The sequence below is a fragment of the Cyclobacterium qasimii M12-11B genome, from assembly GCF_000427295.1.
GTDB classification, from domain to species: Bacteria; Bacteroidota; Bacteroidia; order Cytophagales; family Cyclobacteriaceae; genus Cyclobacterium; species Cyclobacterium qasimii.
In genome coordinates this window covers 21,698-39,424 of sequence record NZ_ATNM01000109.1, presented here as the reverse complement: position 1 = coordinate 39,424, position 17,727 = coordinate 21,698, and the positions used below count along the sequence as shown (strand labels likewise).

The window sequence follows — 17,727 nt, the reverse complement described above, 5'->3', positions numbered from 1 at the left end:
TGTATTTATAAAACATGGATTTTATTGATTATTATAAACTGTTGGGTATAAATAAATCTGCCACTCCAGAAGAAATAAAAAAAGCTTATCGTAAAATGGCCAGAAAATACCATCCTGACCTCAACCCTGACGATAAGACAGCAGAAAAACAATTTCAAGCTATAAATGAGGCCAATGAAGTACTGAGTGATCCGGAGAAGCGAAAGAAATATGACCAATATGGTGAAAACTGGAAAAACCAGGGAGCTCAACAAAATTCCGGTAATGCTGGTGGAAGAGGAGCACAGCAACAATACAGCAATGCTGATTTTGAGCAAGCCTTCGGAGGAGGTGGTTTTTCAGATTTCTTCGACTCCATGTTTGGCGGCGGCGGCGGTGGTGGTAGAAGGTCATCCGGTTCTGGTATAAAATTCAAAGGACAAGACCTTCATGCCACGCTTGAACTTCAATTGCGAGATGTTCTCGAGTCGGACAAGAGAACCCTTGAGATCAATGGTAAAAAATAAGGCTTACCATCAAGGCAGGGGTTGAAGATGGACAAACCATTAAAATTAAAAACCATGGAAGCGACGGTGTAAATGGAGGGCCTAAAGGTGATCTTTATATCACATTTAAAATCGCCCCTGATCCTGAGTTCAAAAGAGAAGGTTCAGATTTACATAAGGAAGTGGAAGTCGATTTATATACTGCTATTCTAGGAGGGGAAATAATTGTTGCTACCCTAACCGGAAAAGTAAAATTAAAATTAGCTGCCGGTACACAAAATGGTACGAAAGTAAAATTGAAAGGAAAAGGGTTTCCAGTTTATGACAAAGAGGGCATTTTTGGAGACTTGTATTTGAATTATGTGGTGAAAATTCCTAGTTCACTTACAGCAGAGGAGAAGAAACTATTTGAACAATTGGCTAATCTTAGAAACCATGAATAATTTAATAGATGATCATGTTTCACTGGATCAGTTTTGCCAATCCTGCAATATAGAAATGACATTTGTCTATTCACTCGCAGCGCAAGACTTGTGTGAAATAATTGTTATTGAGGAAAAGGAGTACGTTTTACAGGAGGATTTAGCCCTCTTGGAAAGACTTTCAAGGTTACATTATGAAATGGAAATAAATTTAGAAGGTTTATATGCCATTGTCCATTTACAGGAAAAAATTGAAAGGCTAAAAGAAGAGGTTAATTCTCTGGCAAGGAAACTGGATAGGCACCAGTAAAGTTGAAAAAGTAGGTCGTACCAGGCTCGAACTGGTGACCTCTGCCCTGTCAAGGCAGCGCTCTGAACCAACTGAGCTAACGACCTAAATTCAGTTGCAATTATACATGATATCGTTGGATTTGGCAATAGGCAATGGGTAAATATCCCTTAAAATAAAATGGAGTCACCGGGATGCTACATTACTATTGCCAATTCTTTATTTGAGATTAAAAAGTTAGCACGAAAGTGGTTTCCTTAAAAGGTATTGAATGCACTCTAATGCTGCCACCATGCAAATGCATAATCTGTTTCGATAAACTTAATCCAATACCTGTTCCACCGTTTTTGGTGGTAAAAAAGGAACGAAAATTTCATCCATCTGTTCAGCCAAAATACCAGGCCCGTTGTCTTTGACTTCTATGTATTTCCTGCCTTGCGCATTGATGGAAGCCTTTATGGTCAGCTCTCCATTGTTTTGTCCCTCAACAGATTGGATGGCATTTTTTGAAAGATTAATCAGCACCTGCGCAATTTGCTTTTCATCAATGTAAAATTCCAAATCTTCAGGTTCCACCAAAACATTAAATTCTAGCTTTCGACTGTTGTTTTCCATTCGCATCAATACTTTTAATCGCTCCAGTAAGGCTTTAATATTCACCAAAGATTTATCTGGATTAGGAAGGTCCAAAAAACTACGATAAGACTGGACAAAATCCATTAAATCCTCACCCTGGATTTTAATAACATTTAACCCTTTTACCGTATTTTTAATTTGATCCTCATTCAGATTTTCCCATTTCAACTCTCCACCTTCATCGACTTTATAGTATTTGGATAAGGACTCTGAAATTGAGGTAATAGGAGTGATGGTATTCATGATTTCGTGGGTGAGCACCCTTATCAGCCGTACCCAGGAGTCTGTTTCTTTTTCATCCAATTCTTTATGAAGGTCCTGCACCGTTACCAATAGAAGGGCTTTGCCTTCCATATTGATCGGGACAGCTTTGAAAAACAATTGATTCTTTTCGCGCTCATTTACCAATTGGTAATACTTCTGCTCAAAGGGGCCAAGGTTATCTATCAGCTCATATAACTTAAGGTCGATTTGACGAAATTGTTTTAGATGTAATAGGGGCCTGAAATTAAGTAGTTTTTCCAGAAAAGGATTTGAATATAGAATATGGCCTTTTTCATCAATGGTCATTATACCAATATCGATCTGCTTTAATATTTCCTGGTAATACCTTTCCCTGACCTGAAGCTTCAACTGAACGTCCTGAATCAATTGGTTTACCCTGTTCAAACTGCTATTCAATTCTTTGAAGGATTGGATAGAAACCTTCTCTGGAAAACGTAAGGTAAAGTCTTCATTTCTAATGGCATCGAAAAAATAGGCGATTTTTCTGTTGGTTTTATTTATATAGGAAATAAGGAAATATGTTTGAAAGCCAATACTTATTAAAAATACACCACCAACCCAAAACCACTCAAGTATAACAAAATAAGCACTTCCCAAGGCTGCCAAGGTGATCAATACCACCCTAATGATCATTTGAAAATAGAAATTTCTACTGGCCATCAGTCTCTGGATTTTTTAACTTTATTGTACAATGTTTGTCGGGAAATGCCAAGGCGCTCAGCTGCCAGTGTATAGTTTCCGTCACATTCTTTAAGTGTTTTCTCTATCATTAAGGTTTCCATTTCTTCCAATGAACCAGGGAAAGAATCAAAAGAGGATATGGCGGCTGAATTTAGAAAAAAGTCAGATGGTTTTAACACATTCCCTTCACTTAGAATCACTGCCCTTTCCATAGTGTGCTGTAACTCCCGAACATTTCCAGGCCATTTGTATTTCATTAGTTTTTCTTCCGAAGACTGATTTATGCGCAAGCCTGGCTTTCCATATTTATGCATGAACTTTTCTAAAAAATATTGACACAAAACGATTATGTCCTCACCTCTATTTCGCAAAGGAGGCACATCAACATGTATGGTATTGATGCGATACATTAAATCTTCTCTAAAAAGCCCATCGGTAACCATTTTTTCCAAATCGCAGTTTGTTGCACAAATCAACCTAATATCTACTGAAACGGACTTATTTGAGCCTACTTTTACGATGGTTCTATTTTGAATGGCGGAAAGCAATTTGGTTTGCATTTTTAGCGAAAGGTTACCAATTTCATCAAGAAACAAGGTTCCCCCATCTGCAGCTTCAAATTTCCCTGTGCGCTCTTCTTTTGCATCCGTAAATGCTCCTTTGATGTGTCCGAAAAGCTCACTTTCAAAGAGTGTTTCTGAAATGGAACCCATATCCACCCCAATAAAAATTTCTCCACTTCTTTTGGAACAACGGTGTATTTCTCTTGCTATCAGTTCTTTTCCAGTACCATTTTCCCCTGTCACCAAAACGTTGACATCCGTTTGGGCTACTTTTCTTGTCAGCTTTAAGGCTGCTTTTATTGCTTCTGATTGACCAATTATCGCATGATTGTGTTGGTTAATGACTTGCTTAAGATTGTGCTCCTTCTTCTGAAGTTCGATTACTTGTTTCTGTGACTTTCGTAGTTGGTGCGCAGACCTGACGGTTGCCAGCATGCGTTCATTGCTCCAGGGTTTGAGAATAAAATCAACCGCCCCATTTTTAATCGCCTTTACAGCAAGGTCTATGGATCCATAGGCAGTCATCATTATCACAGAGATGTAGGGGGCCTTTTCCTTGATCTGATTGAGCCAAAAAAGTCCTTCATTACCGGAATTAACTCCCGCAGAAAAATTCATGTCCAATAAAACAATGTCTAAATCAGCAAAACCAGGGTAAGATGTAATTTGGTTTGGATTGGATAGCGTCGCTACATGCTTGTACTCAAACTGTAACAATATCTCCAAAGCGCTTAACATGCTCTTGTTGTCATCAATCACCAGAATTTTTGCGTCGATCATCTGTATTTTATCTTGGTAAATGTTTAAAACTACAATTCAGAATGTCAACCTGCTAAAAAGTGTCAAATTTTTTGACAAAAGACGTACAATTATTTTACAAATAGGTACTAATCTAATAAAAAACAAACGTAAACATTTGTAAATCAACATTTTAAAATTATTGGCATGAGGCTGGTATAGGTATTTGTCAGAAACATTATCATATGGCACTAAAATTAAAAGCATTTCTACTTCTATTAAGTTTTTTTACCTTGAAGGTACAAGCACAAGGTTCCTGGTCTTTGGAAGAGTGTGTGGCCTATGCCATGGTGCATAACCTTGAGGTAAAGGATTATGAATATGTTTCCCAATCAGGCAAGGAGAATTATAGACAATCCGTTAGAAACCTACTTCCCCGTATAGATGCCTCCACAGGTTATAACATAAACTATGGTAGAAGTACTGATCCATTTACCAATGATGTAGTTACCAATGAATTCTTTTCAAATGGGTATTCCTTAAATTCATCAATTGATTTGTTTCAGGGTTTTTTAAAAATCAATGCCATTAAAACCTCCCGATTTATCTATGAAGCAAGCCTACAGGAAACCATGCAACAAAAGTATCTGCTGGCTTTCCGGGTGATGCGTGCATTTTATGATGTTCGTTTTTTTGAGGAATTGGTAGAAGTTGGAAAAGGACAGGAGGAGGTTTCTCAAGCGAATTATGACCTTGTGAAACGACAAATTGAATTGGGTTTAAAAGCAGGAGCAGATTTGTATGAATCAGAATCTCTTTTACTATCAGATCAACTTAACCTTACCCAAAGTGAAAACAAACTTGAAATAGCAAAGCTTCAATTGATGCAAGCCATGAACCTGGAGGATAGGGAAAATTTCTCAATAGAGGGCAAGAAAAATGAGACTGGGTTTCAAATGATTTTTCAAGCCATCCATACCGATTCCATTTACCAGCAAGCGGAAAGTTTTTTGCCTTTGCTTAAAGCGCAGGAATTTAGAGTAAATGCTGCCAAAAAGCAGGTGGACGTTTCAAGGGCTTATCTGTATCCATCCCTTTCCTTATATGCAAACATTGGTACTGGGTATTTTCAAACAACGAGGGATACTATTGGGAATACGATAGAATTTAGAAATCAGATAAGAGACAATACCTATCGGGTTGTCGGGCTGAGTTTAAATATACCGATTAGTAGGGGATGGTCGACTAGATCGCAAATAAAACAAAGTAAAATTGAACTCAAGAGGACAGAAAACAACCTTGAGATTCAAAAACAAGAGGTGTACAATGATATTCAGCAATTGGTAGTAGAAAACAAAGCTTTGAAAAATGAATATAGGCAAAGCCTTCAAAAGGTAAAAGCCCAGGAGCTTACCTTTACCATTGCGCAAAGACGGTATGAAAAAGGGCTAATCAGTATATTAGAGCTTACAAGTGCTAAAAACTTATTTTCTGCGGCCCAAAATGAAAACCTGGAAGTAGGCTTGCGTCTGGAAGTGAATAACAGTACCATCGATTTTTACAGGGGATTGTCCCTTTTTAACATTCAATAACTTATGGATATTATACTTGAAAAGAAAAAAGGGTTGAGGCCTAAACACTACGGATACATGGCTTTGGCGGCTTTGCTGATTTTTGCAGGTTATCAGCTGTGGTTTACCAATTCCGTTTCCACTTTCAGAACGGAAAAGGGAAAGCTGTCTATAGCCGAAGTTGAAGCAGGAAAATTTGATGATTATATTACAATCAATGGTAGTGTTGCACCCATTGCTACAATCTACATGGATGCTTACGAAGGTGGTCGTGTTACCGAAAAATTGATTGAAGAAGGGGCGATTGTTAAAAAGGGTGACATTATCCTGGTTTTGGAAAATAGAAACCTGTACGAGCAAATACTCGCTAGCGAAAGTAACCTGGCCTTAAAGCAAAATGACTTGCGTTCAACAAAATTAACTTTTGATTCCAGACAGGTGGAAGGAAGAAAATCACTTGCTACTGCCAGTACCAATCTTCACCGCTTTAAAAGGAATTATGAGCAGAACAAGTCACTTTATGAAGAGGAATTGATTTCCAGGGAAGAATACCTCATCGCCCAGGAGAATTATGAACTTTCTGAAAAGCAATTTGATATCATAAAACTACAGACAATTCAGGACAAGGAATTGAGGGAGACTTCACTAAAAGGGCTAGATACTGATCTGGAGCGAATGGAAAAAACCTTGTCCATGGTTTATGAACGATTGGACCATTTAAATGTAAGGGCTCCTGCAGATGGGCAATTGGGGTTTTTGGATGCCGAAATAGGTCAAAGCATCGCTCAGGGAGAGCGCATAGGTCAGATCAATGTATTGACAGATTACAAGATCGAAGCCGACATAGACGAGCATTATATTGATAGGGTACAGAGAGACTTGATGGCTATATTGGAGCGAAATGGAAAAGACTTTAGCTTGAGGCTAAGAAAGGTATATCCTGAGGTTAGGAGTGGCAAATTTAAAGTTGACCTTGTATTTACGGAAGATAAACCTGAAAACATAAGAACAGGACAAAGCTATAATATCAAACTTCAACTAGGCGAATCTTCCGATGCGTTGTTGCTACCCAAAGGGAGTTTCTTCCAAAGTACGGGAGGGCAGTGGGCCTTTGTTGTGAACCAAGAGGGAGACGGAGCAGTAAGGAGAAACATTAGAATCGGGAAACAAAATGCCAGGTATTATGAGATCTTGGAAGGATTGCAACCTGGAGAAAAAGTGATCACCAGCAATTATGATAATTTTGGTGATGCTGATCGAATAGTTTTGAATTAATCACATGAATATGGGCCTTGGCCCTACAATACTTTAGAAAAAACACCTGACCAATAGTTATAATTCAATTGAAAAAATATGATAACCATTAAAGATTTAGTGAAGAGTTTTCGGACTGAGGAAGTGGAGACCTTGGCCTTAAACAAGGTAAACCTCAAAGTAGAAGCGGGTGAATTTGTGGCCATTATGGGGCCATCTGGTTGTGGAAAATCAACCCTACTTAACATCATCGGCATGTTAGACAACCCAACAGAAGGCAGTTATAATTTTGCTTCTAATGAAGTGGCCGGTCTTAGGGAAAACCAAAGAACGCAATTGCGAAAAGGGAACCTTGGCTTTGTTTTTCAAAGCTTTAATTTAATAGACGAATTGACTGTTTTTGAAAATGTAGAGCTACCGCTTATTTATTTGAAAATGGAAAAGGCAGAACGCAGGGAAAAAGTCATGCAGGTTTTGGAACGAATGAAAATTGCTCACCGTGAAAAACACTTTCCTCATCAATTGTCTGGTGGACAGCAGCAACGAGTAGCAATAGCCAGGGCAGTGGTAACCAAACCCAAATTGATATTGGCCGATGAACCTACGGGTAACCTGGATTCAAAAAATGGTTTGCAAGTTATGAACCTGCTCACAGAACTTAATCAGGAAGGAACCACTATCGTGATGGTGACCCACTCAGAACATGACTCTCATTTTGCGCATCGGGTAGTTAACTTATTTGATGGTCAAATAGTAACCGAGAGCCAGAACAGGGCCATGGGAGCAGAGGTCTAAATTACCAAGGTGGACCTGTTTCTGTCATTACTTTCTCTTCGATTAGCATTAAATGATAATGTTTAAATACTATCTAAAAATTGCTTGGCAAGCCATTTTAATTTTAAGACTATATTCTCTATCAGTAATAATCCATCGCAACCATGTTCAGAAATCATATTAAAATCGCTTGGAGAAGTCTTAATAAACAGCCGTTTTTTACTTTTCTTAATATTTTCGGTCTGACTATCGGCATGGCAGGCGGCCTGCTTATTTCATTGTACATTTATGATGAGTTGAGTTACGATAAGATGTTTCCTGATGCGGAACAGATCTACCGGCTAAATGCGGATATAAAGTTCGGTGGGGCGGAAAATAAAGTAGCTGTTGTGCCAGCACCTATGGCTGATGTATTGGTAAACGATTTCCCACAAGTAGAAGCTACCACCAGGTTTAGAACCATTGGAAGTACCTTATTAAAGAAAAGCGGTACTATCCGTAATGTCAAATTGACTGGAACAACCTATGCTGATCCATCATTTTTAGATTTCTTCGGTATTGACCTTCTTTTGGGTGACAAGGCAACGGTATTGAAAGATCCCAATATGGTAGTGCTTACCAAGTCAGCCGCTGAGAAGTTTTTTTCTATAGATGAAGCGGTGGGTCAAACCCTTATTTTTGATTCTGGCGATACTTTTACTGTGTCTGCAGTGATTGACGACTTGCCACGTAATTCGTTATTGAGCGATTATACCCTCTTTATAGCCATGGCAGGCTATGCAGATGCTAAAATCCCGAATTGGGGCACCCACAATTACAATACCTTTGTAAAACTTTCCCCTCTTTCGGAAAGCGCTGATTTTGAAGAAGGACTTCCCTATATCGTAGATACCTATGTGCTTACTTGGGCACAAACGGTTTTTCCAGGAATGACCAAGGAGCAGTTTGATGCTTCGGGCAATTATATTCGGTACAGTACCATTCCATTGACTGATATTCACCTTCATTCTCATAGAAAAGGTGAAATGAATGCCAACAATAGCATTCAGAATATTTACATCCTTTCCTTCATTGCATTGTTTCTTATCGTTCTTGCCAGTGTCAATTTTATGAACCTTAGCACGGCAGGTTCGCTAAAAAGGGCTAAAGAAGTAGGGATCCGAAAAACCTTGGGCTCCAATAGGTCCACCTTAATTGGGCAATTTCTTACTGAATCTGGTTTAATCAGTTTTGCTTCCTTGCTTGCGGCTTTGGGCTTGACCCTATTGTTAATGCCTTATTTCAATGATTTATCAAACAAGCAGTTGTCCATCCCATTTTTAGAACCTTATTTTTGGCTGACCATTATTGTTGCAACCGTTATTTTAGGATTGTTATCAGGGAGTTACCCAGCCTTTTTTCTTTCACGTTTCGCACCTATTAAGGTTCTTTCAGGAAGTGGAAGTAGTGCTGTTGGAGGGGGTAAATTGCGAAATGGACTTGTCGTTTTTCAGTTTGCAATATCTGTTTTCCTTATAGTCGCTACATTGGTGGTGTACGGACAGTTGCAGTTCATACAGCAAAAGGACTTGGGCTATAAAAAAGAGCAGGTGTTAATCCTTAATGATGTGTATGCCCTTGGAGCAAAGAGCAATCTTTTAAAGAAAAAATAACCGAGTTACCGCAAGTAAGCAATGCCACCTTGAGTGCCTATTTTCCCACCCCTTCAAGTAGAAGTGACAATTCATTTTTTTGAAGAAGGAATCTCTGACCAAGAAAAGGCACTTAGCATGCAAACCTGGGATGTGGACCATGATTATGTTTCCACATTCAATTTAGATATCATCGCTGGAAGGGATTTTGATTACAAAAGATCGGCTGATTCCTCTGCCATGCTTATAAATGAAGCCACTTTAAAAGTTTTGGGAATATCGGCTGAGGAGGTATTGGGAAAAAGGTTTTCTTCTAATATGTTAGAAACGGATCATGAATACTATACCGTTATTGGCGTCATCAACGATTTCCATTTTGAATCCCTCCGTGAAAGCATAACACCCTTAAGCTTAGTGATAGGTAAAAACCCGGGGAGTTTGGCTATAAAACTTAATGCAGGTGATTTTCCACAAGCGATTGCCCAAATCGAAGCTACCTGGACCCAATTGGCTCCTGCGCTTCCTTTTAATTATTACTTTATGGATGCATCCTTTAACGATACCTATCAATCAGACCAACGCTTGGGAAGGCTATTTGTGATCTTTACTGTCCTTTCTATTTTAGTTGCTTGTCTTGGACTTTTTGGATTGGCAGCTTTTAATGCAGAAAAACGAACCAAGGAAATTGGAATTAGGAAAGTCATGGGAGCAAGTGTAGGACAAATATCTTTCAAGCTTTCTATTGACTTTTTAAAGCTAGTAGGTCTTGCGGTGCTTATTTCCTTGCCATTGGGCTGGTACGCCATGAACAAATGGCTTGAAGATTTTTCTTATAAAATAGAAATCAGTTGGTGGGTATTGGCGCTTGCGGCCTTTTTAGCTGTGGGCATTGCACTGGCCACCATTAGCTATCAAAGCATAAAAGCAGCCCTAACCAACCCCGTAAATAGTTTACGGTCAGAATAAATTAGAATAACCTTCACTGGCTTTGAAAGCTTGTGAAGGCCTTAAAAATATGATTTATGCTTAAGAACAACCTTAAAACCGCCTGGCGAAATATAAAACGCAATATAGGCTACAGCTTTCTGAATGCCAGTGGTATAGCCATTGGTCTTGCGGCTTTTTGGTTGATAGCCTTGTATGTAGCCGATGAACTCAGTTATGATCGGTCCTTTACCCATTCGGAGCAAATCTATAGGGTTGCGCAACATGCCAATTGGGACAATGGAAACATGGACATTGCGCTTACTTCTCCACCTTTTGCTCCTGCACTAAAAAAGTATTTCCCTGAAGTAGAAGATGCCGTAAGGATAGACGTTGAGGGTGGGGATTTGATCCAATACGATAATAAAAGCATAAAGCAGGAGGGTATTTGGTATGCTGAAAACACTTTCTTTAAGTTATTTGAGTACACTTTTTTACTAGGCAATGGAATTGAGGCACTGAATCAGCCGCGCTCAATCGTACTAACAGAAAGCTTGGCTGTGAAAATTTTTGGTGATCCTTCACTAGCCATTAATGAGACCATATCAATAGGTAGCGATAAACAACCTATGAAAGTTACAGGTGTTATACAAGATGTTCCCCAAAACTCACACCTTCAATTCAGCGGTATACGATCCTTTGATACCAATAGCTTAAAAAATGAAAATTGGAATGAGGCCTATCTTTATACCTACCTTCTTCTAAAGAAAGGGACTGACCTGGCATCATTTGAAAACAAGCTGCTTCCTTTTGAAAAGGACCTGGCCCATCAGATGAACTTTTCCAATTTTCAAATAGAACTACAGCCATTGACGGCTATTCACTTGCATTCTGATTTGGATTATGAATTGAGCAGCAATGGAAGGGCTGAAATAGTATACCTTTTTATTCTGATCGGATTGCTTGTTTTGTTGATTGCTGTGATCAATTACATGAACCTTTCCACTGCAAGAGCGACCATGCGTGTGAAGGAGATTGGTATACGGAAAATTGTTGGCTCTGAGAAAAAGCACCTGGTAGGTTTGTTTATCACTGAACCAATGATGATCACTTTTATAGCGGCATTGTTTGCCCTTTTCATCGTTCAGTTAACCTTGCCTGTTTTTAATCAATTTGCAGAAAAAGAACTGACACTACTGCATTTTGGGGTCATAAAAACTGTTGGGGCAATCGTCCTTTTTACAGTTCTCACAGGGGTTCTAAGTGGGAGTTATCCAGCCTTGTTTTTGTCCAGGTTAAAAATGATTCCTTCCCTACAAGGGCAGCTGGGGAATAGGGGCAATAGTATCTTATTTCGGAAGTCCCTGGTTGTGTTTCAATTTGTAATCGCGGTTTTGCCTGATTAGTGCATCCTATATTATTTACACTCAAATGCAGTATGTCTCCCATAAAGACCTGGGGTTCGACAAAGAACAAGTTATTATTGCTCATATCGATGATGTAAAAGTACGCCGCCAAATTCCCGGATTGAAAGCAACACTTCTGCAAAGTCCATTTGTAGAAAGTGTGGCTACGGCTGGCAACCCATTAGGGACAAACTATCTTGGTAAAAATGGCTTTTTCTTTGAGGTAAATGGAAAGATGCAAACCACAGCCTCTTTGGCAAATTTCATCTATGCAGATGAGGATTTTTTACCAACCAATGGGATGCAATTGATACAGGGAAGGAATTTCTCCTCCGATATGACTACGGATAAAGATGCGACTGTAATCATAAACGAAACACTGATGAAATCCCTAGGCTATACAAATGCCATTGGTAAAAAAATAAGTTACAAAACCGGAAAGGATAGCCTGATAAATCGGCAGGTCATTGGCGTTGTTAAAGATTTTCATGCTACTTCCCTGCAACATATAATTCAACCCATGGTCCTGTTGATGCCTCCAAAGGATAATGACAAGGACAATCTTTATGTAAAAATCTCAAAAGGAAAAGCTACTGAAGGGATCGCTTTTGTGAAAAAAACCATTGAACAATTCGATTTCGAGAACAAGGCAGATGTCTATTTTCTCAATGAGAATTTTTCAACAACAGTATGTGTCTCAGCAAAAGCAGGGGAAATTAGCATTGGTCTTTACGGTCCTGGCTTTTGTCATATCCTGTCTTGGTCTATTGGGCTTGGTGATCTTTATAGCGGCACAGCGAAGAAAGGAAATTGGTGTTAGAAAAGTGCTAGGGGCTTCCATTACTTCTGTTACAATTATGCTAAGCAAAGATTTCGGCAAACTGGTTGGCATTGCCTCATTAATAGCTTTTCCCATTGCATGGTTTGCCATGGATAGGTGGTTACAGGATTTTGCCTACCACATAGATATTAAGTGGTGGATGTTTGCACTGTCAGGGGGAGTTGCCATTCTAATAGCCATGATAACCGTGAGTTTTCAAGCCATTAAAGCAGCTTTGGAAAACCCTGTAAATAGTTTGAAGTCAGAGTAGTAAATCGATTGTAACACATGCGATTAAAGCCGCAAATGTTAATCCTATTAAAAGTTTAAGAACCGAATAACCCATAAAGTCATGTACAAAAATTATCTAAAAAATTGCCTGGAGAAATCTGAAACGTAACAAAGGATACGCTGCCATTAATATAGGCGGATTGGCGCTGGGTATGGCTGTGGTTATTGTAATTGGCCTTTGGGTCATTGATGAGTTTACCTTCAATACCTATCACAAAGAGCATGATAAGCTTGCCCAGGTTTATAATCGGGGTAAAAATCTTGACACTGGTGAAATTGGTTCTTTTCCATCTACCCTGTATACAATGGGAACGGTTATAAAGGAAAACTATTCAGATTATTTTTCCCAGGTAATTCGTGCTACCTGGGTGGGGAATTATGTATTGACCAATGAGGGGGAGAGTTATACCCAAACGGGGCAATTTATTGAAAGTGAGGCCTTAGAAATGCTTTCCTTGGAAATGGTTCAAGGTTCTTATTCGAGTCTGGATGAAATGAATGCAGTGGTTTTATCTGAGACGGCAGCAGCGGCCATTTTCGGTAAAGAGGATCCTTTAGGCAAATCAATAAAGATCAACAATCAGATGGATGCGGTTGTAAATGGTGTTTATAAAGAACTCCCGAAAAACAACAGTTTCGCCTATGTGAAATTCTTTGCCAATTGGGAACTGACGGAAGCAAACGAACCAGAAAGATTTGAGCGGATCAAAACGGTGTGGGACGACTGGTCTTTTCAATTGTATGTGCAATTGCAGCCAGAAATAGATTTTGAAACAGCCAATGCTGCCCTTCGGGATTTGTATGCAAGTTATGGGCCTTCTGACTCCGCCGAGGGCTATGAGAAAAGGGGGCTTCATCCATTTGCCTACCCCATGGACAAATGGCATTTGTATTCCGAATTTGATGCGCAAGGCAAGCCTACTGAAGGCAGAATCACCTTTGTTTGGCTGTTCATTGCTATAGGTGGGTTTGTATTGTTACTCGCCTGTATCAACTTCATGAATCTGAGCACAGCTCGCTCTCAAAAACGCTCCAAGGAAGTAGGCATTCGAAAAACGGTTGGATCCAATAAGAAGCAATTGATTTTCCAGTTTTTGAGTGAGTCCATATTAATTTCGGGTATTGCCCTATTGTTTGCCTTGTTATTGGTTTTAATCTCAATCCCATGGTTCAATGAATTGGCCGGCAAGAATATGCAAATCCCTTGGTCCAGTTTGGTCTTTTGGTCCTCATTAATTGCTATCACCTTGGTTACCGGGCTTTTGGCTGGAAGTTATCCAGCACTGTACCTATCTTCTTTTAGTCCTATTAAGGTTTTAAAAGGCACTTTCAAGGCAGGACCATATTCTGCTGTTCCAAGAAAAGTACTGGTGGTGTTTCAGTTTTCCGTTTCCATAATGTTGGCAGTGGGGACTGTCATTGTATTCAACCAAATAGAATTCTCCAAGGACAGGCCTATCGGTTATGATCGAAACAATCTTATTTCTATCCAAATGAACAATCCAGAATACAATGGGAAATATGATCTACTTAGAAGTGAACTCTTAAACTCAGGAGCAGTAGAAGACATGACGCAATCCTCGTCTCCATTAATGGGCGTTTATAGCAATGGTGGGGGTAGCATATCCTGGGTGGGAAAAGATCCTGAGATGTCACCAGATTTTGGCATCCTTAGGGTAACCCACGATTATGGGAATACAGTAGGTTGGCAATTTCTGGAAGGTAGGGACTTTTCCAGAGACTTTGCTTCGGATTCTTCCGCCGTTATAATCAATGAAGCAGCAGCCAAATACATGGGCTTAGAAAATCCGATAGGAAGCTTTTTCAATTTTGGAAACGGAGACCGTGCAGAGATCATTGGCCTTACAAAGAACATGGTAATGCAGTCCCCTTATCAACCAGTAAAACAGGCTTTTTTCTACCTTGATTACGATAGGGTAGATTATATCAACATTAAAATAAAGGCCAATGCCATCACGAGTGAAGCCATTGCGACAATAGAATCAATATTTGCCAAAGTAGTGCCCTCCGCGAAATTTGATTATAGCTTTATAGATGAAGACTTTGCACAAAAATTTGAATCCGAGGAACGACTAGGGAATTTGGCTGGTGTATTTACCATCTTGGCCATTCTTATCAGCTGTCTGGGTCTTTTCGGATTGGCGTCCTTTGTGGCGGAGCAACGAACCAAGGAAATAGGCGTAAGGAAGGTCCTCGGAGCATCCGTTTTGAATTTATGGCAAATGCTTTCCAAAGACTTTGTTATTCTCGTACTGATATCCTGTCTGTTCGCTGTACCGATAGCTTTTTATTTTATGAGCCAATGGTTGCAAAATTATGAGTACCGAATGGAAATATCTGCTTGGACCTTTGTCTGGGCAGTTACTGGAGCAATGCTTATTACGCTTTTAACGGTAAGCTTTCAAGCCATCAAAGCTGCCAATGTAAACCCAGTAAAAAGTTTAAGAACAGAGTAACCCTTTAACCATGTACAAAACTTATCTTAAAATCGCCTTTAGGAGCATTTGGAAAAGCAAGACCTTTTCCTTAATCAATGTTATCGGTCTGTCAATAGGTTTGAGCGCAGCTTTCGTAATTGGTATCATGATATACTATGACCTTACCTTTGACACTTTCCATGCAGATAAGGACCGTATTTACAGGGTAGTGGTTGACACCCAAACGCCAGAGCAGGAAGGCCATTCAAAAGGCGTTCCGGTACCTCTGATTGAGTCTTTACAAGCCTATAGTACAGGAATTGACCATGTCGCCCCTTTTTTCCTATTTGGTTTTGATAAAGTTACGGTAGAATCTGGTTTAAAGGAATTTGATTGGCCGGAAGATGTAGTGATTGCTGATCAGGAATATTTTCAAATATTTAAGTACCAATGGCTTGCCGGATCATCCAATACTGCACTCGAAAATCCGTATGAAGTAATATTAAGTAAAAGTAGGGCGGAAAAATACTTCCCTGGTAAATTACCAGAAGAAGTTATAGGAAACACCTTAATATATGAGGATTCTTTAGTCGTAAAAGTGACGGGAATTGTGGCTGAATTTGAAGAACGCAGTGATTTTACTTTCAAGGAATTTTTATCAAGAGAGTCGTTTCGAAATTCTGAGAAGTATGGCTATATCTATGATACAAGTTGGGGAAGTATTAATTCATCAACTCAATTGTTTATAAAAACGGATAAATTTAATAGCAAAGTGGCTGTTCAAGCCCAACTGGATGCATTGGCAGAAGTGCACAAGAATGAGGAAATGGCTGCCTTGGGCTATTTCCGGTCCTTCAATCTACAACCTTTAAAATCACTTCATCTTAACGATAATTATGGTGTATTTGACAACAGCAGTTACCGGGCAAGCGCTGATGTTTTATTTGGTTTGGGTTTTATAGCCCTCTTTCTGTTGCTTTTAGGTTGTATTAATTTTATCAATCTTAATACAGCTCAATCTACCAAGCGGGCCAAGGAGATTGGTATTCGGAAAACATTGGGAAGTTCCAAAAAGCAATTAGTAATTCAATACCTAGGTGAAACTTTCATTTTGACCCTTGCTGCAGCTATTCTGTCCCTATTTTTTGCTTCCTTACTGCTTCGGGTATTCGCCGACTTTATTCCTCCTGGACTTAGTTTGGATTTATTGAAAAGCCCTATGGTTATTCTTGCTTTAGTGCTGTTACTAATCCTGATTACCTTTTTGGCAGGATTTTACCCTGGCCTTGTGCTATCTCAATTTAAACCTGTAGCTGTACTCAAAAATCAATCGGTTTTGGATGGAGACAAGGGGCGTTTAAGAAAATACTTGACCGTTTTTCAGTTTGTTATTGCCCAGGTTTTTATTATCGCTACTTTATTGGTAGGAAAACAAATAAACTACCTGGTAAATAAGGATATGGGATTTAAAACGGAGTCCATCGCATATATTAGAGCACCAAGTGTTAATACCTCTCTTGAAAAATATGAAGCCTTTAAGGAGGTTATAAAAGCAGTCCCAGAGGTTAAAAAGCTAAGCATTGCTGGAGACCCTCCAGCCTCCGAAAGCTATTCAGGAAGAGGAGTGAGCTATTTTTCTGAGGGAAAGGAAACCCATGTTCAACTACAATTGCTCTATGGGGATGAAAATTACCTTGACTTATATGGCATAGCCCTTTTGACGGGTCGTTTACCTCTCAATGATTCCATTTCCGAATATGTTATCAATGAAACATTGATGCGCCAAATTGGATTTCAAAATCCTGAAGAGGTTATTGGCCAGCAATTCAAAGTCAACAATAAAAACATACCAATTGTAGGGGTAATGGAAGACTTTAACCAGAGTTCCCTTAGGGAGAAAATAGATCCCATGGCTTTTATTCAGGATACTCAAAACAGTACCCTTCACTTTTCCTTTCAAGCCAACGATACAGAGAACTGGCCTTTGGCAATTGATAAAATTCAAACCCAGTGGAAAGAGTTCTTTCCTGAGGAAACGTTTAACATTAATTTTGTGGATGAGGATGTCAGGAAATTTTACAGTCAGGAGCAAAGAACGGCAACACTTTTAAAATGGGCTACAGGATTGGCCATACTCATTAGTTGTCTTGGTCTTCTTGGATTGGTAATTCACACTACCGAAAGGCGTACCAAAGAGATTGGTATTAGAAAAGTCCTGGGTGCCTCTATCCTGCAACTTAACCTGTTGTTGGGGAAGGAGTTTATGCTGCTGGTAGGCTTTGCCTTTGTTGTGGCAGTTCCAGTTTCTTGGTGGGGTATGAACATTTGGTTGCAGGATTTTGCCTACAAAACAGCACTAAGCTGGTGGGTTTTTCTCCTAAGTGGGGTTAGTCTTATGATAATAGCTTTGGCAGTTATCAGTATCCGAATATTTGCAACAGCCAATACCAATCCAGTGAAGAGCTTGAGGACGGAATAAGAGTCCTTAAAGTGTATATTTATTAGACATATTTTGTCAA

Annotated in this window: 12 protein-coding genes, 1 tRNA gene and 2 pseudogenes; 12 read left to right on the top strand and 3 right to left on the bottom strand. The window is 39.4% G+C overall.

Annotation, left to right across the window (positions count from 1 at the left end; all coding sequences use genetic code 11):
* Positions 1–14: 14 nt before the first annotated feature.
* Together ADICYQ_RS12065 and ADICYQ_RS12060 are read left to right on the top strand one after the other, a co-directional pair.
* A pseudogene (locus ADICYQ_RS12065) lies at positions 15–928 on the top strand (DnaJ C-terminal domain-containing protein).
* Positions 921–1,217: a chaperone modulator CbpM gene (locus ADICYQ_RS12060; protein WP_040415986.1), complete on the top strand. Its 297-nt coding sequence runs from the start codon at positions 921–923 to the stop codon at positions 1,215–1,217. Before ADICYQ_RS12065 ends, ADICYQ_RS12060 begins: the two are co-directional and overlap by 8 nt.
* An 11-nt stretch (positions 1,218–1,228) precedes the next feature.
* Here the strand turns inward: ADICYQ_RS12060 and ADICYQ_RS12055 are convergent.
* The 3 genes and pseudogenes from ADICYQ_RS12055 to ADICYQ_RS12045 all read right to left on the bottom strand — a co-directional run bounded on the left by ADICYQ_RS12055 (position 1,229) and on the right by ADICYQ_RS12045 (position 4,141).
* Positions 1,229–1,303, bottom strand: a tRNA-Val gene (locus ADICYQ_RS12055).
* A gap of 122 nt (positions 1,304–1,425) precedes the next feature.
* Positions 1,426–1,811: pseudogene (locus ADICYQ_RS28560) on the bottom strand (ATP-binding protein).
* 965 nt (positions 1,812–2,776) lie between these two features.
* Complete coding sequence (locus tag ADICYQ_RS12045; protein ID WP_020890070.1) at positions 2,777–4,141, bottom strand: sigma-54-dependent transcriptional regulator; 1,365 nt, start codon at positions 4,139–4,141, stop codon at positions 2,777–2,779.
* A 251-nt stretch (positions 4,142–4,392) separates the two neighbouring features.
* Here ADICYQ_RS12045 and ADICYQ_RS12040 point away from each other — a divergent pair, with 251 nt between their 5' ends.
* The 10 genes from ADICYQ_RS12040 to ADICYQ_RS12010 all read left to right on the top strand — a co-directional run bounded on the left by ADICYQ_RS12040 (position 4,393) and on the right by ADICYQ_RS12010 (position 17,687).
* A complete protein-coding gene (locus tag ADICYQ_RS12040; protein WP_235114598.1) occupies positions 4,393–5,691 on the top strand; it encodes a TolC family protein in 1,299 nt (432 codons plus the stop codon).
* A gap of 3 nt (positions 5,692–5,694) precedes the next feature.
* On the top strand, positions 5,695–6,945 hold the full coding sequence (locus tag ADICYQ_RS12035) for an efflux RND transporter periplasmic adaptor subunit (protein WP_020890068.1): 1,251 nt from the start codon (positions 5,695–5,697) through the stop codon (positions 6,943–6,945).
* Positions 6,946–7,023: 78 nt separating this feature from the next.
* The gene (locus ADICYQ_RS12030; protein WP_020890067.1) at positions 7,024–7,719 is read left to right on the top strand and encodes an ABC transporter ATP-binding protein; all 696 of its coding nucleotides are present in this window, start codon (positions 7,024–7,026) and stop codon (positions 7,717–7,719) included.
* Between the two features lie 143 nt (positions 7,720–7,862).
* A complete protein-coding gene (locus tag ADICYQ_RS27705) occupies positions 7,863–9,350 on the top strand; it encodes an ABC transporter permease (RefSeq protein WP_200861893.1) in 1,488 nt (495 codons plus the stop codon).
* 63 nt (positions 9,351–9,413) lie between these two features.
* A complete protein-coding gene (locus ADICYQ_RS27700) occupies positions 9,414–10,295 on the top strand; it encodes an ABC transporter permease (protein ID WP_235114594.1) in 882 nt (293 codons plus the stop codon).
* Positions 10,296–10,351: 56 nt separating this feature from the next.
* The gene (locus ADICYQ_RS26005) at positions 10,352–11,659 is read left to right on the top strand and encodes an ABC transporter permease (protein ID WP_020890064.1); all 1,308 of its coding nucleotides are present in this window, start codon (positions 10,352–10,354) and stop codon (positions 11,657–11,659) included.
* Between the two features lie 25 nt (positions 11,660–11,684).
* Positions 11,685–12,479, top strand: coding sequence for an ABC transporter permease (locus ADICYQ_RS26000; RefSeq protein ID WP_020890063.1), 795 nt, complete (start codon positions 11,685–11,687; stop codon positions 12,477–12,479).
* Complete coding sequence (locus ADICYQ_RS27410; protein ID WP_020890062.1) at positions 12,436–12,750, top strand: ABC transporter permease; 315 nt, start codon at positions 12,436–12,438, stop codon at positions 12,748–12,750. Before ADICYQ_RS26000 ends, ADICYQ_RS27410 begins: the two co-directional genes overlap by 44 nt.
* Before the next feature lie 160 nt (positions 12,751–12,910).
* Positions 12,911–15,247, top strand: a complete 2,337-nt coding sequence (locus ADICYQ_RS12015; RefSeq protein WP_020890061.1) for an ABC transporter permease — start codon at positions 12,911–12,913, stop codon at positions 15,245–15,247.
* Between the two features lie 10 nt (positions 15,248–15,257).
* Positions 15,258–17,687, top strand: a complete 2,430-nt coding sequence (locus ADICYQ_RS12010) for an ABC transporter permease (RefSeq protein ID WP_020890060.1) — start codon at positions 15,258–15,260, stop codon at positions 17,685–17,687.
* Positions 17,688–17,727 lie beyond the last annotated feature (40 nt).

Coding starts and splice junctions, on each gene's coding strand:
- ADICYQ_RS27705 (WP_200861893.1), top strand. CDS start 7,863: ATGTTCAGAAATCATATTAAAATCGCTTGGAGAAGTCTTAATAAACAG.
- ADICYQ_RS12060 (WP_040415986.1), top strand. CDS start 921: ATGAATAATTTAATAGATGATCATGTTTCACTGGATCAGTTTTGCCAA.
- ADICYQ_RS12045 (WP_020890070.1), bottom strand. CDS start 4,141: ATGATCGACGCAAAAATTCTGGTGATTGATGACAACAAGAGCATGTTA.
- ADICYQ_RS26005 (WP_020890064.1), top strand. CDS start 10,352: ATGCTTAAGAACAACCTTAAAACCGCCTGGCGAAATATAAAACGCAAT.
- ADICYQ_RS26000 (WP_020890063.1), top strand. CDS start 11,685: ATGCAGTATGTCTCCCATAAAGACCTGGGGTTCGACAAAGAACAAGTT.
- ADICYQ_RS12030 (WP_020890067.1), top strand. CDS start 7,024: ATGATAACCATTAAAGATTTAGTGAAGAGTTTTCGGACTGAGGAAGTG.
- ADICYQ_RS12010 (WP_020890060.1), top strand. CDS start 15,258: ATGTACAAAACTTATCTTAAAATCGCCTTTAGGAGCATTTGGAAAAGC.
- ADICYQ_RS12035 (WP_020890068.1), top strand. CDS start 5,695: ATGGATATTATACTTGAAAAGAAAAAAGGGTTGAGGCCTAAACACTAC.